This is a genomic window from Acidithiobacillus caldus ATCC 51756 (assembly GCF_000175575.2).
Taxonomy (GTDB): Bacteria; Pseudomonadota; Gammaproteobacteria; order Acidithiobacillales; family Acidithiobacillaceae; genus Acidithiobacillus_A; species Acidithiobacillus_A caldus.
The window spans coordinates 2,172,957-2,193,349 of the sequence record NZ_CP005986.1 but is presented as its reverse complement, the minus strand read 5'-3'; the positions used below and the strand labels follow the sequence as shown (position 1 = coordinate 2,193,349).

At 62.5% G+C, this 20,393-nt stretch carries 18 protein-coding genes and 1 riboswitch; of the genes, 11 read left to right on the top strand and 7 right to left on the bottom strand.

The window, feature by feature from the left end:
- Positions 1-160: 160 nt before the first annotated feature.
- Both ACAty_RS10655 and thiC read left to right on the top strand, forming a co-directional pair.
- The gene (locus ACAty_RS10655) at positions 161-409 is read left to right on the top strand and encodes a hypothetical protein (RefSeq protein ID WP_004868419.1); all 249 of its coding nucleotides are present in this window, start codon (positions 161-163) and stop codon (positions 407-409) included.
- A 109-nt stretch (positions 410-518) separates the two neighbouring features.
- Positions 519-610: riboswitch (TPP riboswitch) on the top strand.
- Between the two features lie 39 nt (positions 611-649).
- Positions 650-2,512: a phosphomethylpyrimidine synthase ThiC gene (gene thiC, locus ACAty_RS10650; protein ID WP_004868416.1), complete on the top strand. Its 1,863-nt coding sequence runs from the start codon at positions 650-652 to the stop codon at positions 2,510-2,512.
- A 13-nt stretch (positions 2,513-2,525) separates the two neighbouring features.
- Here the strand turns inward: thiC and ACAty_RS10645 are convergent, their stop codons facing one another.
- The 5 genes from ACAty_RS10645 to ACAty_RS10625 form a co-directional block, all read right to left on the bottom strand.
- Entirely contained in the window at positions 2,526-2,978 is a 453-nt protein-coding gene (locus tag ACAty_RS10645) for a hypothetical protein (protein WP_004868414.1), read from the bottom strand.
- Positions 2,979-3,164: 186 nt separating this feature from the next.
- Positions 3,165-3,368: a hypothetical protein gene (locus tag ACAty_RS10640; RefSeq protein WP_004868411.1), complete on the bottom strand. Its 204-nt coding sequence runs from the start codon at positions 3,366-3,368 to the stop codon at positions 3,165-3,167.
- 14 nt (positions 3,369-3,382) lie between these two features.
- Entirely contained in the window at positions 3,383-4,516 is a 1,134-nt protein-coding gene (cydB, locus tag ACAty_RS10635) for a cytochrome d ubiquinol oxidase subunit II (protein WP_004868410.1), read from the bottom strand.
- 53 nt (positions 4,517-4,569) lie between these two features.
- Positions 4,570-6,210 carry a cytochrome ubiquinol oxidase subunit I gene (locus tag ACAty_RS10630; RefSeq protein ID WP_004868407.1) on the bottom strand — a complete coding sequence of 547 codons (1,641 nt, stop codon included), beginning with the start codon at positions 6,208-6,210 and terminating at the stop codon, positions 4,570-4,572.
- A gap of 10 nt (positions 6,211-6,220) precedes the next feature.
- Positions 6,221-6,952, bottom strand: coding sequence for an MBL fold metallo-hydrolase (locus ACAty_RS10625; RefSeq protein ID WP_004868405.1), 732 nt, complete (start codon positions 6,950-6,952; stop codon positions 6,221-6,223).
- 267 nt (positions 6,953-7,219) lie between these two features.
- Between ACAty_RS10625 and ACAty_RS10620 the strand changes: the two genes are divergently transcribed.
- Positions 7,220-8,569, top strand: a complete 1,350-nt coding sequence (locus tag ACAty_RS10620; RefSeq protein ID WP_004868404.1) for a sigma-54 interaction domain-containing protein — start codon at positions 7,220-7,222, stop codon at positions 8,567-8,569.
- A complete protein-coding gene (locus tag ACAty_RS10615; RefSeq protein WP_004868403.1) occupies positions 8,550-9,227 on the top strand; it encodes an alpha/beta hydrolase in 678 nt (225 codons plus the stop codon). The genes ACAty_RS10620 and ACAty_RS10615 overlap by 20 nt, the downstream gene beginning before the upstream one ends.
- Before the next feature lie 139 nt (positions 9,228-9,366).
- On the opposite strand, the gene ACAty_RS10610 is transcribed toward ACAty_RS10615, so the two are convergent.
- The gene (locus ACAty_RS10610; RefSeq protein WP_038472935.1) at positions 9,367-10,776 is read right to left on the bottom strand and encodes a dihydrolipoyl dehydrogenase family protein; all 1,410 of its coding nucleotides are present in this window, start codon (positions 10,774-10,776) and stop codon (positions 9,367-9,369) included.
- 376 nt (positions 10,777-11,152) lie between these two features.
- Here ACAty_RS10610 and ACAty_RS10605 point away from each other — a divergent pair, with 376 nt between their 5' ends.
- The 4 genes from ACAty_RS10605 to ACAty_RS10590 are packed head-to-tail and all read left to right on the top strand — an operon-like array spanning position 11,153 to position 15,762.
- Positions 11,153-12,715, top strand: coding sequence for a glucan biosynthesis protein (locus ACAty_RS10605; protein ID WP_004868398.1), 1,563 nt, complete (start codon positions 11,153-11,155; stop codon positions 12,713-12,715).
- Positions 12,715-13,245 carry a hypothetical protein gene (locus ACAty_RS10600; protein WP_004868396.1) on the top strand — a complete coding sequence of 177 codons (531 nt, stop codon included), beginning with the start codon at positions 12,715-12,717 and terminating at the stop codon, positions 13,243-13,245. The genes ACAty_RS10605 and ACAty_RS10600 overlap by 1 nt, the downstream gene beginning before the upstream one ends.
- Entirely contained in the window at positions 13,242-15,323 is a 2,082-nt protein-coding gene (mdoH, locus tag ACAty_RS10595; RefSeq protein ID WP_004868394.1) for a glucans biosynthesis glucosyltransferase MdoH, read from the top strand. Before ACAty_RS10600 ends, mdoH begins: the two co-directional genes overlap by 4 nt.
- Before the next feature lie 25 nt (positions 15,324-15,348).
- Positions 15,349-15,762 (top strand): tetratricopeptide repeat protein, encoded by a 414-nt coding sequence (locus tag ACAty_RS10590; RefSeq protein ID WP_004868392.1) that lies wholly within the window; start codon positions 15,349-15,351, stop codon positions 15,760-15,762.
- A 15-nt stretch (positions 15,763-15,777) separates the two neighbouring features.
- Here the strand turns inward: ACAty_RS10590 and ACAty_RS10585 are convergent, their stop codons facing one another.
- The gene (locus tag ACAty_RS10585) at positions 15,778-16,818 is read right to left on the bottom strand and encodes a complex I NDUFA9 subunit family protein (RefSeq protein ID WP_004868390.1); all 1,041 of its coding nucleotides are present in this window, start codon (positions 16,816-16,818) and stop codon (positions 15,778-15,780) included.
- A gap of 185 nt (positions 16,819-17,003) precedes the next feature.
- Between ACAty_RS10585 and ACAty_RS10580 the strand changes: the two genes are divergently transcribed.
- From ACAty_RS10580 to ACAty_RS10570, 3 genes are all read left to right on the top strand, one after another.
- Positions 17,004-17,420 (top strand): DUF423 domain-containing protein, encoded by a 417-nt coding sequence (locus tag ACAty_RS10580; RefSeq protein ID WP_226047733.1) that lies wholly within the window; start codon positions 17,004-17,006, stop codon positions 17,418-17,420.
- Between the two features lie 189 nt (positions 17,421-17,609).
- Positions 17,610-19,496: a molecular chaperone HtpG gene (htpG, locus tag ACAty_RS10575; protein ID WP_004868386.1), complete on the top strand. Its 1,887-nt coding sequence runs from the start codon at positions 17,610-17,612 to the stop codon at positions 19,494-19,496.
- A 155-nt stretch (positions 19,497-19,651) separates the two neighbouring features.
- The gene (locus tag ACAty_RS10570; protein ID WP_226047734.1) at positions 19,652-20,386 is read left to right on the top strand and encodes a DUF481 domain-containing protein; all 735 of its coding nucleotides are present in this window, start codon (positions 19,652-19,654) and stop codon (positions 20,384-20,386) included.
- Positions 20,387-20,393: the final 7 nt, after the last annotated feature.

Genomic DNA, 20,393 nt, shown 5'->3' with positions numbered 1-20,393 from the left:
CAACGAAAAGCGGGATCGCTGCAGCGGTTCTTCATCGGTGTGCGAAGGGGCGCGGTTTGGAAGCAGCCGGTGCCAGCGGATTTTGGTAACCGTCATTGGTCTGTGCTACTTTCGTTACGGTTCCCGATCTTTCCGGGCATTGGCACAATGGGGTGGAATCGTGCTCTTTCTCGTTCGACCGCTGCATCGATGGGCCAAGAAATACCGTGTGGCGCACCATCACGTCCTGCTGCTCTGGTCTGCCTTATCCCTGCTCATCCCGGCGCTGGCGCTCTTCGCCGCTTTTGGCATGACCTTTTCCAGCATTGCCCAGGCGCTTTCGCTTTTCATTCTGGGCTTGGCCATCGGCATTTTCTTTTACATTCTCCTGCTCGCCGAAGAGGAGCGTATTACCAGATCGGCCCGGTAGCTGGTCAAAGCGAGGGCCGCTCTGCTTCGAGGATGGAAGCGCCGATACCGTCGGCAGTGGCGACAAACTTTGACAGTCTCCAGGGGAATTCGGTAGCATCCAAGGGTTGCCGAAACGCTAGGGGCGCCCCACCGGGGCTGAGAGGTACCCTTGGAACCTGATCCGGGTCATGCCGGCGTAGGGAAGCGGATCTCCAGGGCGGGTCTGGCGTTTGGCGTCCACTGCTCCAGGAGGTGTCTCATGGCAACCCGTTCATCGGATATTCTTTCAGCGCCCGACACGGCGGCCGTCACCACGGGCCCCATACCCGGTTCCACCAAGGGTTGGGAAAGCGGCCAGCAGTACACCATGCTGCGCGTGCCCCACCGTCGGATCCGCCAGTCGAACACCCCCTCTCGCCAGGGTGGCTCGGTGCACAATCCCGAGATACCGGTGTACGACAGCAGCGGCCCCTACACGGACCCCGAAGTCCAGATCGACATTCAGCGTGGACTTGCCCCCCAGCGCTGGTCCTGGCCCTGGGTACTGCCCACGGCACTCGTACACAGCATCGAGCCTGCCTCGGCCTACGGCCGCGCGCGCGCCCAAGACCCAGCCACCGAGGCCATTCGCTTTCGGCGTCGGCACGAAATCCGGCGCGCCGCACCGGGGGGTAATGTCACCCAGATGCACGCCGCCCGGCGAGGGATCATCACCCCCGAGATGGAATATGTGGCGATCCGCGAAAATCAGGCCCTGGACCTCCTGCGCGAGAGTCATCCGGAGCTTTTTCGGGCCCACGCCGGCGAGGCTTTCGGTGCGGCCATCCCCGAGCGCATCACGGCGGAATTCGTGCGCGAGGAAATTGCCCGCGGGCGGGCCATCATCCCCGCCAACATCAATCACCCCGAGCTCGAACCCATGATCATCGGTCGCAACTTCCTGGTGAAGGTCAACGCCAACATCGGGAATTCGGCGGTGACCTCTTCCATTGCCGAGGAAGTGGAAAAGATGGTCTGGGCCATCCGCTGGGGGGCCGATACGGTCATGGATCTGTCCACGGGCAAGCACATCCACGAGACGCGCGAGTGGATTCTGCGGAACAGTCCCGTTCCCATCGGTACCGTACCCATCTATCAGGCTTTGGAGAAGGTGGACGGCAAGGCCGAGGAACTCAGCTGGGAGCTCTTCCGCGATACCCTCATCGAGCAGGCGGAGCAGGGTGTGGACTACTTCACCATCCACGCCGGGGTGCTTTTGCGCTACATCCCGCTCACGGCCTCACGTCTGACGGGCATCGTGTCCCGCGGTGGTTCCATCATGGCCAAATGGTGTCTGGCGCACCATGAGGAGAACTTCCTCTATACCCACTTCCGTGAGATCTGCGCCATCATGAAGGCCTACGACGTGAGTTTTTCCCTGGGCGATGGCTTGCGTCCGGGTTCCCTTGCCGATGCCAACGACGAGGCGCAGTTTGCCGAACTCCACACCCTGGGGGAGCTCACCCGGATCGCCTGGGAAGAGGACGTTCAGGTCATGATCGAGGGTCCGGGTCACGTGCCCATGCAGCGGATCCGCGAAAACATGGAAGAAGAGCTCACGCACTGCTTCGAGGCGCCGTTCTACACCCTTGGGCCCTTGACCACCGATATCGCCCCAGGCTATGACCACATCACCAGCGCCATTGGCGCGGCACAGATCGGCTGGTACGGTACGGCCATGCTCTGCTACGTCACGCCCAAGGAGCACCTGGGCCTCCCCGACAAGGACGATGTCCGCGAGGGGGTCATTGCCTACAAGATTGCCGCCCACGCCGCCGATCTGGCCAAGGGATTTCCGGGAGCGCAGGTGCGTGACAATGCCCTATCCAAGGCGCGCTTCGAATTTCGCTGGCGCGACCAGTTTCACTTAGGCTTGGATCCCGAGAAAGCCGAAGCCTATCACGACGAAACCCTCCCCCAGGAAGGCGCGAAGCTCGCCCATTTCTGCTCCATGTGTGGGCCACACTTCTGCTCCATGAAGATCAGTCAGGACGTGCAAGATTTCGCCTTGCAGCAGGCGGGGCTGGAGGAGAAGGCGGAGGAGTTCCGGCGTCAGGGGCACAAACTCTACCTGCGCTCCTGAGCCCGAGGGGGCGTCAGGCCCCCCAGACTCCCGCCAGTATTGCCAGCAGGGCAAGCAGCGCGAACATCCGGGCAAAACGTCCGAATTTCTGGAAAGCCTGCTCTGCCGCCGACCAGTCCTGTGCCCGCAGCGCCCGCTGCAGGCCTTTGCGTGAGCTGAAGTAGAGGTGGAAGGCACCCAGTGCCACCACGGTCCCCAGCAGCACCATAGCCCAGCGCGCGACATCCAGCGTTGCCAGTCCACCCATCCAGATCACCAGAGCCACGCCGGTTGCGAGCAGCAGGGTCCCGGCCACGAGCCCGATGATGGCGAGGCTCTGCACGATCTGCGCCCGATCGGTCCAGTCCTGTGGCGCTGTGGTGGGCTTGCCGCGGCTGCGCGGTATCCACACGAAACCAGCAAAGCCCAGCGCGCCGATCCAGTAGGTGACGGCCACCAGGTGAAGGAAGAGCAAGAGTTGCAGCATCGTTTCGCTCCTGTGGGTTGCAACGAAAAAGGGGCCCGAAGGCCCCAGAATACGCTACTGGAAGGTGTGAAAGCTATTTGAAACGCTTGCGCGTGTAGAGATACATGACCCCAGCGAAGCTGAAGTACACGAAGGGCAGAAAAAAGATGATGCTCTCGAGATCCGTGTAATGCATGGTCGTTCCCCTCAACGCTCGTTGATGCCTTTCTTGGCGAGTTCCTCATCCTGTTTATCGAACATCACCGCACCGGCGACGGAGATCATGACGATCATGGTAGTGCCCACCAGCCAGGCGAAGTACCAGGGGCCGTAGTCCCCCGTTACCACGGCGAGGAAGAGGGAGAGCACCATGACGGCGGCGAGTCCAACGAAGGTCAGCAGTTTTTTCATGACCGGTTCCTCCATTAATAGGCATGATCGTCTTGCGGGGCCGGGGGCTGCACCTTGCCGCGCATGACGTGGAAACACCAGGTGGTATAGCTGATGATGACGGGTACGAAGATCAGGGCGAAAATCGTCATCCAGATGAGGTTGTATTCGCTGCCCGTGCCGTTCCAGACGGTGATGCTCTGGTTGGGGTCATCGCTGGACGGCATGAGGAAGGGAAACATGGAAACCCCGGCGGTAGCGATGGTGCCGATCCAGGCCACGGCGCCCAGCCACCAGGCGAGGATGGCCTTGCGTGCGCTCATGGCCAAGGAACCCAGGAGCATGGCCGCGAGGGCGATGAGGGGTACGGCCCAGAGGATGGGGTGCGCCTCATAGTTATGCAGCCAGGCTCCCGCTACCTGCTCCACGACCTGGCCGCTGACGGGATTGGCCGGCATGGCTGGGTCACCGCTGGTGAGGACGTAGCCCTTCATCCCCGCCACGAGGATGCCACCGACGACGAAGAGGGCCATGGCGACGAGGGCGGCTGCGGAGCCGATCTTTTTGGCCCGTGAATAAATGGGATCGGTGCCGCGAATCATGAGCATGGCAGCACCCTGATAGATGGCCAGCGCCAGGGACAGGAATCCGCAGAGCAAGGCAAAGGGGTTGAGTAGGTAGCCTAGGAAGGATTCGGTCTGGTAGTACTGACCATCCCAGCCGAAGTGAAAGCCCACCCCTTCCAAGATATTCCCGAAGGCGGCTCCGTAGATGATCATGGGGACCGCGCCAGAGATGAGGAAGACCCAGTCCCAGCTGGTGCGCCAGCGGTCCGTCGCTACCTTGGACCGGTACTCGAAGGCCACCGGCCGCATGATCATGCTGAAAAGCAGCAGAATCATGACGATGTAGAATACCGAGAAGGACGTCGCATAGAGGGTCGGGAAGGCCGCAAAGATGGCGCCGCCGCCCAGGATGAACCAGACCTGATTGCCGTCCCAGTGTGGGCCGACGATGTTGAGGGCTTCCCGCCGCTCGCCATCGGTCTTGCCTACGAAGCGCAGCAGTGCGCCCACACCCATGTCCATGCCCACCATGATGGCGAGCCCCATGAGTAGAACTCCGAGTAAGAGCCACCACAGGATTTTCAGTGCAACATAGCTATCCATTTCCATCTCCTTGTGCGCGGGGGCTCAGCGCACTCTGTGCCCCCGCGATTGCATCAGTGCTTGGGACTCAGGCTGGGTTTGGCAAAGGCCGGTTGTCCCGCCATACCGCCACCTGCCGTCTGCGGTTCGGGCTGATGGTGGTGATGCTCCTGGGGTCCGAGGCGAGCGTACTTGAACATCAGGTACAACTCGACGGCGATGAAGGAGCTGTAGAGCAGCGTGAATCCGATCAGAGAGAAGATCATGTAGCCGACGGAGTGACTGGAGGCCGAGACGAAGGTGGGCAGCCAGCCGTAGACCGTCCACGGCTGACGACCGTTCTCGGCGGTGATCCAGCCGAACTCCACCGCAACCCAGGGGAGCGGAATGCTCCACAGGGCGAGCTTCAGCAGGGCCGGATGCTTCTCGACCTCATTCTTGAGGCTGTAGTAGGCAGCGAAGGCAAAGAGCACCAGCATGAAGAAGCCAGCCGCCACCATGAGGCGGAAGGACCAGAACTCTACCCAGACGTTGGGGATGGTAGCCTTGGCGGTCTTGTCCAGAACGCTCGGCAGATTCTCGGCGTTGACCTTGGCCAGATCCTGATCGGGAGCGAATTCCTTGGCCAGGAAGCCGTAGCCCATGTCCTTCTCGTACTTCTTGAACGTGGCAAGCGCCTCGGTGTTGCCGTGATCCTCGTTGTAGGCCTTCAGGGCGACCATGGCCTTGATGCCGTTTTCGATGCGCGGTTTGGCTTCCTGCTCCAGCTGGATGATACCGGGGATCACCGTGTTCTCGGAGTGGGTGAGCAGCGGCGTCAACACATAGGGGATGCTGATTTCAAAATAATTCTTCTGCGCGGTGCGGCTGGGAAAGGCGATGAGGTTCCAGGCGGCACTCACAGGATGGGGGTCGGTGGTCCAGATGGCCTCCATGGCAGCGAGCTTGGTGGGCTGGGCGTGGACGTCGATGTAGCCCAAGGCGTCCCCCAAGGTGATGACGCCGATGCTGGAGATCACCCCGAAGACCGTCGCGATGCGGAAAGAGCGCAGGGCGATGTCCTTGCGCTTGTTGGTCAGGAGGTAATAGGCACTGATGCCCATGACGAACATCGAGCCCGTAACGAAGCCGGCGATGGAGGTATGCACGAACTTCGCCTGCGCATCGGGGTTGAAGATGAGGTCAACGAAGCTCGAAAACTGCATGCGCATGGTGTTGGGATCGAAGGTGCCACCGCGCGGGTCCTGCATGAAGCCGTTGGCGATGAGGATCCACAGAGCCGAGAGGTTGGACCCCAGGGCCACGAGGTAGGTGACCACCAGGTGCGCACGGGCGCTCAGGCGATCCCAACCAAAGAACATGACGCCGACGAAGGTCGACTCCATGAAGAAGGCCATGAGCCCTTCGATGGCCAAAGGCGTGCCAAAGATGTCGCCGACGAAGTGGGAGTACATGGACCAGTTGGTGCCAAACTCGAATTCCATGGTCAGGCCCGTGGCCACACCCAGGGCGAAGTTGATGCCAAAGAGCTTGCCCCAGAACTGGGTCATCTCCTTGTAGATGGGCTTGCCGGTGATGACGTAGACCGATTCCATGGTGGCCAGAATGAAGCTGAGCCCCAGGGTCAGAGGTACGAAAAGGAAGTGGTACAGGGCCGTGAGGGCGAATTGCGCCCGCGACAGCTCCACCACCGTGGGATTGATCAACATGTCCATGGATTACCTCCTACGAAGAAGCCGGAGCCCGAAAGCCCGGCGCGTAACGTTGCAGATCATTGGCCGTGTCCTGGTGTGGACGTTCTTCTTGCGGATTTGCGGCTTCTTTTTTGTCGTTGATGAGCAGGGCGCAGTGGCGCAGAAAACGCCCACTGCTGCCATTGGAGTTACTGCCGGCCATTTGGCAGCGCAACTCGGCCACGCTGGCCAGGCGCCGGCCGCGGAACTCGGCGCTGGGGTAGAGCAGGGTCTCCCCAGCAAAACCAAAGATCTTGGTCTCCACCAGCTTTTGCGCCTGCGCCCGGGCGCTTCCCCGCAGGCGCCGATTCAGACCGTTGGCCAGCACGGTGAGACCGGTAAAAAGGCGATCTTCCCAGGCGTAGGCCACGGCGCAGGGTGTGAGTCCGGGAAGGTGGATCACGCGCAGGCGCTCCTCACCAAAGTAGATCACATCCCCGTCCCGCACCCGCACATCCACCGCCGACGAGGGTACCTCCTCGTGGGCGAGCAGACGTGCGCCGTGGCGCTCACGCAGGGCCTGTGCTGCGACGACGTGCGTTTCGTCGTGATGCGTCTGCATGCAGTAACGCAGCTTGAGACCACGTTGCTGCGTGAAGTCCTCCAGTTCCTCCAGCAAAACGGGCAGCGGATCGATGACCACCGCCTCCCGCGTGACGGGGTCGCCCAGCAGATAGGCGAGCGCGCCCACCTTGTCCTTGGTACACAGCTGTCTGAAGATCATGATAGCCACCTGCCTGGATTTGCCCACCCCATATCAGCAATAGCTGTACCAACGACCAGGGGCTATCATTGGAGTTTGGTTCGCTCGAACTTATATATCATAAACAATAACTTGGATTGATATTGGCCGGATGGGGGACGGTGGCTGTGGAATCTGCGCCAAGACCTTTCTGCCAAAAATGGCAGGCGCCATTCGGCAGTTTCTGCTAAAATTGACAGCGTCAGGGGGTGGGAATCTGCATCCCGTACTCTGGTCGGGAGGGAGGGCATGTCCGAGTTATTCGCACAGTTGCGTCCGGAGCTCACGTCGCTCATGGATTGTTTTGCGACGCCCGCCGTACTGCTGCGGCAGGATGGCACGGTGATTACCGCCAATCAGGCCTATCGGCGGCGCTTCGGCGACGGTAAGCCCCTGCAGGGGCGCTCCTGCGACGGTATTCTGGCCGCTGCCGGTTACGACTGCCACAGCCAGGGCAATCTCTGCCCCTTGGAGGCCTGCGGGCAGACGGGTCTCGAGCAGCATGTCCTTCATGTCCACGATCAGGGGGCGGTACAGATCGATCTCTACCCCATTCGCGACGATGAGGGCGTGCCCCGGTATTTTCTGGAGCTGTTGAGCCCCCTGCTCAGCAAGGGCGACGAATCCACCAGCATGGTGGGCAATTCCCCGGCTTGGCGCGAGGTGTTGCACCTCATTCGGCGGGCTGCCCCCAGCGATTCTGCAGTGCTCTTGTTGGGTGAGTCGGGAACGGGCAAGGAACTTGCCGCCGCGGCCATCCACCGCGCCAGCCCGCGCAGCACCGGCCCCTTCGTGGTGCTGGACTGCTCCGGGCTCTCGGAGACCCTCTTTGAGAGCGAGCTCTTCGGTCACGAAAAAGGCGCCTTCACCGGCGCCCACAGCCGCAAGATCGGTCTTGCCGAGGCCGCCCATGGCGGTACCCTTTTCCTCGACGAGGTGGGCGACATCCCTCTGGCGCTACAGGTCAAGTTGTTGCGCCTCCTTGAAACCGGGCAGTTCCGCCGGGTGGGCGGTGTGGAGCCCATTCACTCCGATTTCCGGCTCATCGCCGCCACCCATCGGGATCTAGAAAAGATGGTGACGGAAGAGCGTTTCCGCCGCGATCTCTATTATCGCGTCAATATGTTTCCCATCGTCCTGCCGCCCCTGCGAGAACGGCGCGAGGACATCGATGCCTTGGCCGAGGCCCTGCTGCATCGCTTGCCAGAGGGGCGGCGGCTGCGTCTGCATCCCGATACCCTGGCCTGCTTGCGCAACTACGATTATCCCGGCAACATCCGTGAGTTGCGCAATATCCTCGGACGCGCGGCTCTGTTGGCGGATGAGCTTTGGATTTTGCCCGAGCACCTTCCGCCACACCTGCGGGAGGGTTTGCGTAAAGCGGAGCCCCCAAGCCTGCCGGGCCAGGCGGCTGCAGGAGCCGTGCCGGAGATTCTGCCCCTCGCCGAACTCGAAGCGCAGTATCTGCGTTGGGCCCGGGATAACTTCCCGGGCGATCGGCGCAGCCTTGCCCACCGCCTCGGGGTGAGCGAGCGCACCCTCTACCGCAAGCTGGACCAACTGGACGCGCACCAGAGCCATGTCCCCCCGGTGGCCTGAAACCCTCTGGGAGCGGCCCGGTCGCCGTGCTGCGGCGCCGCTTCTGGTTCTCCTGCACGGTTTGGGAGCCGGTCCCGAGGATATGGCGGGGCTCTTACCCGTACTGGATCCCGAGGAGGATTGGCATGTGTTGGCTCCAGCGGCGCCTTTGCGCCGGGTGACCATCCAGGGAGGCCAGCGTATGCCGGCTTGGTACGATATTCTGGATCTCGCGGCCGATTCCCCGGAAGACGCGCAAGGAATCGCTGCCATGGCGACCAGCCTTGGACAGTGGCTGGCCAACTGGCGCCGATCAACGGTGATTCTGGGCGGGTTCTCCCAGGGGGCGGCCTTGTCCCTCCACGCTGCCCTCCACGCCCGGGTTCCCGCGACGGCGGTCCTGGCTTTCAGCGGCTACCTGCCCCTGCGCCACGAACTGCCCCCGGCAGCGGAGGACAGCCCCCCCATCTTCTGGGGTCACGGAACCCGCGATCCGATTCTCCCCCTGGAGTTCGCCCGGATTGGCGCCACCATCCTGGAACAGAAAGGCTATCGCGTGGAGTGGCGCGATTACCCCATGGCGCACCAGGTCGTGGCGACGGAGTTGGAAGATGCCCGTACCTTCCTCAGGCAGCAGGTCATGGGCGGTTCCCGTCCCGAGGTGCCCTCGTCGGCTTAGGTCCGCGAGTCTTTCGTGGCGCTCGCCCGAGAGAGGTTGTCGGCTACGACGCATACCCCCGGCGGGATACTCGGGGGAATGGACCAGTGCCAGAGCGGGCGCCGTCGACGGCGCTCGCAAGCCCTGGGATCCCCCGTTCTCAGGATTCGCCGTAGAGGAAGTCGCCCAGGCCCCAGCGTGCAGCCAGGGTCTCCGTGGCATTGAGGACTTCTTCCGCACGGGCAGGATGGTTGTAGCGGGCGGAAATCCACTGGCGCAGCACCGTGTCGCGATCGCTCCCCTGGGCGAGGAGGTGGATGAGTTCGCCGGCATCGCGACCGACGATCTCGCCACCCAGAAAGGCACCACTGTCCATGTCGGCCAACAGGCGGACAAAACCTGCGGCATCGTCCTGACCCAGGGCGCGAGGCGAGGTCTCGAAGGCGGCAAAACCGACAGCCGGCTCCAGATCGGCATCCTCGGCCTGCTGCTCATCCATGCCGATGCGGGCCAGTTCCAGGGCAGAGTAGACCAGTTCCGGAACCCAGAGGGGTTCGCGCCGGGCCTCGCTCTTGCCCAGAATCCGGTCGACCACCAGGGTAGCGTCGGCCAGGGCCTGATTGGCATTCATGAGGGGGCCGACAACGTCACCGATGGCGTAGACCCCGGGTTCATCCGTCTCGAGCCCGAGGTCGGTGACGATGAAGCCGCGCTCGTCCCGCCGCACGGCCGTACGCTCGAGGCCGAGGCCTTGGGTTTGCGGATGGCGGCCCGTGGCCAGCAGCACCCAGTCGGCCTCGTGCCGCTGTCCATCGGCGCCCTCGACCCAGGCCAGATCGCCGCGGATACCGGCCTTTTTCAGGATGAAGCCGCTCTGCGCCGCGATTTTCAGGGCAGCGAGGGCATCCCTCAGGGCATCCTTGGCCTGTTCGGAGTAGCGGGTGTGGCTTAGAGGCTCGGAATGCACCAGCCAGGTCACCTGCTTGCCGAGCATGGTGAAGATGTACGCGAATTCCGTGCCGATGATGCCGCCGCCGACGATGATGACGCGCTTGCCCTCGGGCACGCCCGTGTCGAAAAGCTCGTCGCTGTGCAGAATGCGGTGCGCTACGGTCTCGATGCCCGGGGGCAGGGCAGGGCGCGAGCCGGTGGCGATGATGATCTTGTCGCAGTGGATCTGGGTCTGCCCCTCGGCGGAATCGATCTGCAGCTGGTGACGGCCGATGAATTGAGCGCTTCCTTCCAGCATGCGCACGCCAAGGCGCTTGAGGTAGTCCAGGTAGCTCTGGCGCACGGTGTTGACCACTTCGTGCTGGTGTTTCCAGGCGCGCCCGAGATCTCCCCGCAAGGGGCTGCCGACGATGCCGCGCTGCTCGAAGTGCTGGCTCTGCTCGATCCACTTGGCGCTCTCGTGCCAATCTTTTTTGGGCACGCAGCCGCGATTGAGGCAGGTCCCGCCCCATGTGGCACGCTCGATGATGGCTACTTTCTGGCCACGCAGGGCCGCCAGTACCGCGGCGCGGTAGCCGCCGGGTCCGCTGCCGATGATGCCGATGTCAAAGTCTTTCATATCCACCCCCTACGCCTTAGCATACGGTTCCACGAGCTTTTGTCTCCCCTTGCTCTGCCAATGGCTTCATAACGACTTTTGATGGCCTGTCCTGGGTATTGTTGCTCGTCGGCGACAATCGCGCCCGGTCCGGCCGCGCGAGAAGCTCGGCACCTCGGCACGACGCTCCAGCGGCATTTCAGTAACCGCTGATCGTGCAAGGACTTGCAGGGTGCGTGGCGCAAGTATGGCCCATCCCCACGGCATCGGCGTGCGTTGCCCACGAAAAAGCCCGAAAAGCGTCGGGGTGAAGCGACAAGATATTCCGCCGCAACAAAAATAAACAATAAAAAACAGAGAACTAAAAAATGGCACGGTGATTGCTTATAGCCTAGTCATGAAAATCCACGGCCTTTCCTACCGACCCTTTGTCCGACTCTGGCTCGGCGCACTCCTCGGTCTTGGCCTCGGTCTCGGCCCGGGTTTTGGGACCTGGGCGGGGGCCGCCACGGCCTTTGATTTCGCACAGGTGCAGGCGCAGGCCGCGGCTCTGGCCGCCGCCCCCTATCACCCGGAGCCATTGCCGACCCCGGCTTTCCTCAAGGATCTCACCCCCGAACAGTACGCCGAGATCCAGGACATAAAACCGCTCTGGTCCAATACCTCTTTACCATTTCAGGTGCAGTTCTACCTGCCGGGCTCCTATTTCCATCGGCCGGAGAGGATCTCGGTCGTGGATGCCGACGGCCAGGTAGAGCGCGTACCTTTTCGTCTCGACGACTTCAGCTTTGGTATTCTCCGCCCGAAGGATTTGCCCGCGGATCTGGGCTATGCCGGGTTTCGGCTGCTCTACCCTCTGAATACGCCGCCGTACCACAACGAATTCATTTCCTTTCTGGGCGCCACCTATTTTCGGGCAGTGGGTAAGGACGCGGTCTACGGCACCTCGGCCCGCGGGATCGGTATCGACACGGCGCAGCCCTCGGGCGAGATCTTCCCATATTTTACCCACATCTGGCTGGTCAAGCCCGCAGCGGACGCCAAGAGCATGACCGTCTACGCCCTCATGGATAGTTCCGTGGTGACCGGTGCCTACCGCTTCGTCATCACCCCCGGCGACAGCACGACGGTGGCGGTGGATGCCACCATCTACCTCCGTAAGCCCGTGCAAGTACTGGAATTGGCGCCCCTGACCAGCATGTTCTGGCACGGTCACGGTCGTGGCGTGGTGGCGGGTGACTGGCACCCGGCACAGCACGATGCCAGCGACCTGGTTCTGGCCAATGGCAATGGCGAGTGGATCACGCGCCCGCTGTCCAATCCCCTGCACATCCAGACCACCACCTACAGCATGGATAATCCTCAGGGTTTTGGTCTGATCCAGGAGGATCGCCATTTCAGCGCCTACCAGGGCATCGCCACGCAATATCAAAAACGTCCCAGCGTCTGGGTGAGCCCCGAGGGTGACTGGGGTAAGGGTGAGGTGCGTCTCGTGGAATTTCCCACCAACAACTCGGACATGGACAATATCGATGCCTTCTGGGTGCCGGCCCAAGCGCCAAAGCCGGGGCAACCCTACCATTTTGCCTACACGCTGCGTTTTTTCCTGGATAATGACGGCCTCATTCCCTTGGGCCATCCCGTTGCCACCTACCTGGGTTATGACGTCAAGGATCCCAGCATTCGCGATGTCGTGATCGATTTTTCCGGAGGCGCACTGCGGGATCTCCCCGGTGACATGCCCATTCAGGTGCATCTGACGGCGGACAATGGGGCCAAGATCCTCGCGCAGAAATTACAGTGGGACAAGGACGGACATTTTTGGCGGGTCAAGGCCCGGATCCAGCCTGCCGCGGGCGTGCCCAGCAATGTCCGTTGCTTTCTCAGTCTCGATGGCCAGGTCATGAGCAACACCTGGACCTACCTACTACACCGTACCGAGGTACAAGGAGGGCAGTGATGTATACCGATCATTGGCAGCTGGGGGTCAACCCGGGGTTGGCTACGGGGGAACTCGCGGAACCGGTGCCGGCAGAGTCCTCGCTCGTGCCGTGGCGGATCCTGGAGCGTTTGGATCTCTACCTGCAACGCCTTGCCCTGACGGAAGCCCAGCGCCTCTGGTTGCGCACGCAGGTGCTCGATCAGTTGGCACGGGCGCCGGTCATGGACGAAGCCAGCGCTTTCTCCTTCGCCTTTGCCAAGCTGCAACAGTCTCTGGGCACCCTGAGCGATGGCGATGAACTGGAGGCGCGCCTTGGCCTGGCACTGGGCTCGGCACTGGGCTCGGCCTTGGGCAGCGCCGATGCGCTGGGCAAGACCCCGTCGCGCTGGCTGCGGGAACAGATGCAGCCCCAGGTGCAGCGGCAGAGCATGGCCTCTTTGCCCATGCGCCGCTCCTGGTGGGCACTGTTCGGACGTCTCTGGCAGCGCCTGCGTGTCGGCCAGGGCAAGACCCGCGTGCGTCCAGCCCTGAGTGGAGAAATCCGTTGAGGACCGCCGGTCCCCTGTGGCAACGCTTCAGCCAGAGTCGACGGCGCTGGTTGACGGCCCTCATCGTGCTGCCCGCCGCCATTCTCGGGCTGGTGCTGCACCACTTTCTGGTCAACGACCTGCCGGTGAGCCTCGAGGTGCTGACGCTGACCGTCTTTGTTCTGCTCTTTGCCTGGATTTCTGCGGGGTTCTGGACTGCAGTCGTGGGCTTCCTGGTGTTATTGCGTGCGCGCGGCGACACCGTCCCCGGAGCACCGGAGGCCCGGCGTCAGGCGCCGCGTGCCGGGGTCCGCGTGGCGGTGCTCATGCCCATCTACAACGAGGATGTAGCGCGGGTGGCCGCGGGTCTGCGGGCGACCTATCGCTCACTGGAACGGGCAGGGGCTCTGCAGCATTTCGAGTTTTTTCTCCTGAGCGACACCCGCGATCCCGCCATCTGGCTGCGGGAAGAGCTGGCATGGTCGAATCTCTGTCAGCAACTGGACGGTTTCGGGCGGATCCACTACCGGCGTCGTCCCGTCAACAATAAGGCCAAGAGCGGCAACGTCGCCGATTTTTGCCGACGCTGGGGCAAGGGTTTCGAGTACATGGTGGTCCTGGACGCCGACAGCATCATGAGTGGCGAGACGCTCTATCGCATGCTGGAGATGATGGAGGGAAACCCGCAGGTAGGTATCCTCCAGACCAATCCCGTGGCGGTGAACCGCGAAACCCTCTACGCCCGCCTCCAGCAGTTTGCCCAGCAACTCTACGGGCCGCTGTTCAGTGCTGGACTGCGTTTCTGGCAATTGGGCGACGGCCACTACATCGGCCACAATGCCATGTTACGCACGGCGCCCTTCACGGAGTTCTGCGCCCTGCCCGTGCTGCCGGGCAAGGCGCCCCTGGGCGGTGCCTTGCTGAGTCACGATTTCGTCGAGGCGGCGCTCATGGCGCGGGCCGGTTGGGAGGTCTGGTTCGTGCCGGATCTGGGTGGCAGTTATGAGGAGGTGCCCCCGACCCTGCTCGACGATCTCAAGCGCGATCGCCGCTGGGCCCAGGGAAATCTGCAACACCTGCGCCTCCTGGCGGGGGATGGTCTGCAATCGGCACACCGTTTTTTGTTCATCAACGGCGCCATGTCCTTCCTCGCGGCACCCTTGTGGGGACTTTTTCTCGGTCTTGGGGCCCTGGCTTCCTGGCAGATGTGGCGGCAGGGTAGCCTGGCGGACCCCCTCGCCTGGGCGGGCCAAGGTGACGGCGACCCTCTGCCCCTATGGTTGATCGGCATAACCGTTCTGTTTCTGCTCGGGCCCAAGCTTTTGGCCGTGCTCTGGATTGGCCTGCGCGGTGGCGCCCGCCAATTCGGCGGTTTGCCGCGCTTGTTTCTCAGTACGATCCTCGAGAGCGTTTTTTCTATCCTGCTGGCGCCGGTGCGCATGGTCTTTCACAGTCTGTTCGTCATCCAGACCCTGCGCGGGCGCAGCGTCCAGTGGGGCGCCCAGGTTCGCGAGGATGCCGAGACCACGTGGTCCGTCGCCTGGCAAAACTTTGGCTGGTGTTCGGCGGCGGGTGTCGGCTCTGCCGCGGTCATCTATCCCTTCGTGGGCGGTTGGCATTTTCTTTGGCTGTTGCCGGTGGTGGGCGGCCTGGCTCTGGCCGTACCCCTGGCGGCTTTGACCAGCCGGCCGTCGTGGGGACGCTGGGCGCGGGCACACGGCCTCTTCCTGATTCCGGAAGAGGTACGGCGACCCCAGGAGCTGCTGGATCTCGATGCCGGGGTTGCCGATGCCCTGCCGTCCATCCGCGGGGATGCCTTTGTCGAGGCCGTCGTCGACCCCAGTTTCAATGCCCTGCACAGCGCCCTGCAGCGCGACCGCAGTGGTCTCTGGGGACGCTGCGCCGGACTGGTCCACAAGGCTCTGGCAGAAGGTCCAGAGTGCTTGAGTCGACGCGAGCGTAACCTTATCCTCAGCGACAGGCAGTCGATGTTGACCTTGCATCGGGCCGTGTGGTCCCTGGAAGACCCCCGGCAACTGGCGGCCTGGGGGCTTGGCCGCGGTCCTGCCGATGACACCTGGGTGCCCAGCGAGCATTGAGGTCTGCGCAGTGGAGGGCGGACGCATGGATTGGGACGGCAAGCATTTGGATCTGTTGGAGCTGGCGGGTCTGCGCGACGACCTCGAGGCTCTGCGACGGCGGGCTTTGGCGGGCGATCCTGCGGCGCAGTTCAACATGGGTGTGCGCTACGCCGAGGGTCGCGGCGTAGAACCAGATCTGCTGGAGGCGGCCAAGTGGTATGGTGCTGCCGCCGATCAAGGGGATGCCATGGCCCAGTTCAACCTCGGGTTGCTTTTTTACCAGGGGCAGGGCCTTCCCCGCAACCTCGTCTACGCCTACGAGCTCTTTCAGGCCGCCGCCGCCCAGGGGGACGCGCGGGCTGCAGCTGGTCTTGCCGCCCTGACCCGAGAACTCAGCGCCGAGGATCGTGCGACGCTCGGCCTGGCCGCGCCAGAGGAGTCGCTCACGCGTCACTGAAAGGGCTTGGCACCGCTAGCGACGCTGCCGGATCTCCGCCAGACGTGCGGCTCGGTTGCCGCGCCCACCCAGGTAGGTCGGCACCACGCTGGCAATGGGGGTGGCGTCGATACCGAAAACCTCCTTCAGGTCATTGCGGCGACAGACATTGTCCACGGACAAGGAGCGCAGATTGTCGCGGGTGAGCAATTTGCCGGGCAAACGCTCCAGGACGCTGGCTTGGATCTCGGCGACGAAGTCGGGCAGTCCGACGATGGCGCGATGGGTGCCGATCTGGCTTTGGGTGTAGCGTACCAGTTCCATCAGAGTGAAGACCTCGGGGCCGCAGAGGTCATAGGCTTGGCCGTAGGTCCGCTCATCGTCCAGGGCCCGCACGAAGGCGCTGACCACGTCCTCTACCCACACCGGTTGCATTCTGGCCTGGGCCTTGGCCAAGGGGATGACCAGAGGTACCTGACGCAAAAGATCGGCGAAACGGTTGAAAAAGCTATCTCCTTCGCCAAAGATGACCGAGGGGCGGAAGCTCGTGACCTTGAGACCCCGTCCCCAAAGGAGCTTGGGGCCGTTGAGATAGGTGAAGTGCCCGAGGCTGGCGCTGTCCTCGCCGGCTTGGCGCACGATTTCTTCACCCAGCCCCTTGGAGCGCAGGTAGGCGCTGGGAGCGATGGGGCTGGCTCCCAGGGCGCTCATGTGCAAAAGCCGCCTCACCCCGAGACGCCCACAGGTGTTCGCTACTAGGCGCGGCAATTCGATGTGCACGCGCTCGAAATCGCCGTGGCGGGCCGGCGGAAGATCCTGCCGTCCGCGACGGTCCTCGTTCAGAATACCCACCAGATTGACGACCACGTCGCGATCGCGTAACTGACCCTCCAAGCTCATGGGGTCAAAGACATCCGCCTCCACGAGCTCGAGGCCGGGAAGTACGAGGAGATCTTCGCGGTGGCGCTCACGGCGACGGGTGAGCACGCGGACCGAATGTCCTTCCTTGCAGAGTTTTTCGGCGAGGTGGCGTCCGACAAAGCCGGAGCCACCCAGTATGGCGATACGGTGTGTCATGCTGACCCTCTCGATGCTGCTCGTTATGCTTTTTTCCGGATTCCGCTGCGACCCCCTGCGCCGGCCACCAACCGGGCTTGGCTCGTGGATCGCTGCCTTCTGCGCAAGGATAGCACAGGCCAGGCGAACTCGTTCACAGACCATATTTATGGGATGATCAAGGCTTTCCCAATGGGGTGGTGACCATGAACGAAGACCCGATCCGGCTTGCCGACCTGCGGCGTGGTTTGCAGTTTGCGGCACTTGGGGCGTTCCTCTGCGCCCTGGCCGTGATACTCGCCGCCGCCGGCGATCATCTGGTGGCGAGCGAGGTTTCCAAAGCACGTCTGCACACCTACGACATCGCCAATCGCTTTCAGTTTTTCCAGGGTATTGGACTGGTCCTGATCGGCTTTGCCATCGCCCAATGGGGTCGGCGCCGCAGCCTGTGCCTTGCGGCCATCCTCATGTTCCTCGGCGTGCTCTCCTTCTCCGGGGCCTTGTATCTTTTGAGCATCACCGGTTGGCAAGATTGGGCCATCTTCGCCCCCATAGGCGGCAGTACCCTCATCCTGGCCTGGCTCGCCTTTGCATTCGGCCTCTGGCGCTTATCGCGCCGCTAGCGTGGACGGCCCAGGGGCGGCGCCGGAAAGGCGATCGCCCAAGCTCCTCTCGGGTTTCCTGCCCGGTATGCATTGGCCTGATGTGAACGGGGAGGCCGGGTGCGCCGGGTCTTCCCTTGAATTCCAGCACCATCGCCCCCATCCTCCATCGCGACCCAGACTCGGACAGACACCATCGCAGGAGACGAGATGACGACAAAAGAGACGATGCCTTTTCAGGCGGAAGTGCAGCAGCTTTTGCAGCTGATGATCCACTCCCTATATTCCAACAAGGAAGTATTTCTCCGGGAGCTCCTGTCCAATGCCTCCGATGCCTGCGACAAGCTGCGTTTCGAGGCCCTTTCCGACCCGGCACTGCTGGAAGACGACCCGGAGCTGCGGGTCGACGTGGACTGGGATGAACAGGCGGGTACCATCACCATTCGCGACAACGGTATCGGCATGAACCGCGATGAGGTCATTAATAATATCGGTACCATCGCCCGCTCCGGGACGCGCGAGTTCTTTGCCCGATTGAGCGGGGATCAGGCCAAGGATGCCCAGCTCATCGGTCAGTTCGGCGTCGGTTTCTATTCCGCCTTCATCGTTGCCGACCGCGTCACCCTGACCACACGCCGGGCTGGCATGGGGGCCGAACATGGCGTGCGCTGGGAGTCCGACGGCACCGGCGCGTACACCTTGGAGACCGTGGACTGTCCTGCACGCGGCACGGAAATCGTCCTGCATCTGCGCGAGGAGGAGCGCAAGGAGTTCCTCGGTTCGTGGCAACTGCGCTCCGTCATCGGCAAATATTCGGATCATATTCCCTTGCCCATACGCATGCGCAAGCTGGGTGAGGACGGCAAGCCCGGCGCGGAGTGGGAGACCGTCAACAAGGCCTCGGCTTTGTGGCAGCGTCCCAAGTCCGAGATCAGCGATGAGGAATACCGCGCCTTTTACAAGCATATCAGCCACGATTTTGGCGAGCCCCTGGCGTGGACCCACAATCGCGTCGAGGGACGGCTGGAATACACCGCACTTTTGTATATCCCCGGCAAAGCGCCCTTCGACCTCTGGGACCAAAGGCAGACCCACGGTATCAAGCTCTACGTCAAGCGTGTCTTCATTCTGGACGATGCCGAGCAGCTTTTGCCGCGCTATCTGCGTTTCGTACGCGGGATCCTGGATTCCGCCGACCTGCCCCTCAATGTCTCCCGGGAAATACTGCAGGGCAATCGCGTCATCGATCAGATCCGCTCCGGTATCACCAAGCGCGTGCTTGGACTCCTGGAGCACCTGGCCACGGAGGAGCCCGACAAGTACCAACGCTTCTGGACGGAGTTCGGGCGAGTACTCAAGGAGGGGCCGGGCGAGGACTTCGGCAACCGCGAGCAGATTGCCAGGCTCCTGCGTTTTGCCAGCACCCACAGCGACACAGAGGTGCAGAACGTTTCCCTGATGGATTACATCGGCCGGATGCGTGAAGGGCAGGACAAGATCTACTACATCACCGCCGATTCCTTCCTCGCGGCCAAGAACAGCCCGCAATTGGAGCTCTTGCGCAAGAAGGGTATCGAAGTATTGCTCTTGAGCGACCGCGTGGACGAATGGCTCACCAGCCACCTGCCGGAGTTCGAGGGTAAGCGACTGGTATCCGTGGCCAAAGGAGACCTGGATCTTGGGTCGCTGGAGTCGGAGGACGAACGCAAGGCGCAGGAAGCAACGGAAAAGGCTGCCCAGGGGCTCGTGGAACGCATTCGCACTGCCCTGGGAGACCGGGTGGAAACGGTGCGCGTGTCGCATCGTCTGACCAGCTCACCGGCGTGCATCGTCCTTGGCGAGCGGGACATGGCCTTGTACATGCAGCAGCTGCTGAAGCAGACCGGCCACGAAATGCCCAGCAGCAAGCCGATCCTGGAGATCAATCCGCAGCATCCCATGCTCGCGCAGATCGAAAAGGAAACCGACGCGGCCCGATTTGCCGACTGGTCGGCCTTGCTGCTGGATCAGGCCATCCTGGCCGAGGGTGGACAACTGGAGGATCCGGCGAGCTTCGTCGCGCGCCTAAATCAGCTCATGCTGGCCTTGGCACACTGAGGGGCACCGGACTGCGAGCGTGAGGTCCTGGCGGCGGATGCGGTCCAGCGCATCTGGTCCAACGGCCTATGGGGGTGGCGTCTTGTCCGCAGGGCTGTATTCGTGTTAGCCTCCATAACATGATTCTATGGATTAGTAAAAAAGCTGATAGATTCATGGCGGCTGCGGCTGTGTGTTCCCGACTCGTATCCGGGATCCTCCTTCTGGTTCTGGCCACCGCTTCCGCGGCCTATGCGGATTCTCGCCCCCAGGGTTTCAGCGGTGATCTGGGTCTTGGTGCCAGCAGCAGCACGGGCACCAGCCAGGCCCTGAACATCAGCACGCAGGATGCGCTCTATTGGCTGCGCGGACCGTGGTCCAACGATACCCACCTATCCTATAACTACTCGCGCTCCGACGGCGTGACCAGCGCCGATCGTCTGGCAGTCGCCAATCAAACGAAATTTCGCTTTGCTGCGGAGCAATACGCTTTCGGTAATATCGGTTATGTGCGCAACCGCTTCGATGGCTACTACTATCGCCTCGATGAGACGGCAGGCTATGGGCACTACCTGCATTTTGGTCGCGACATGCGGCTGGCGCTGGAGACGGGTATCGGTGCCCGGGAATCCCATCGCATCGGTGGGATTGCCCGCGTTGCGCCCATCGCGCGATTCAACGCCGCGTATCGCTGGCAGTTCAGCAAGGCTGCCAAGCTGGAGGAGACGCTGGACGCCGTCGTCGCCGCCTACGGTGGCAACACCTACGAGTCGGTTCTGGCAGTGGATAGCCCCCTGTACGGGGCCTTGGGCATGCGCTTCTCCTTCACGGCAACCTACAACACCCAAACGCAGCCGGGTTACCGACACTTCAATACCCTCACGGCAGTGAATCTGGTATATCATTTCTGAAGTGTCG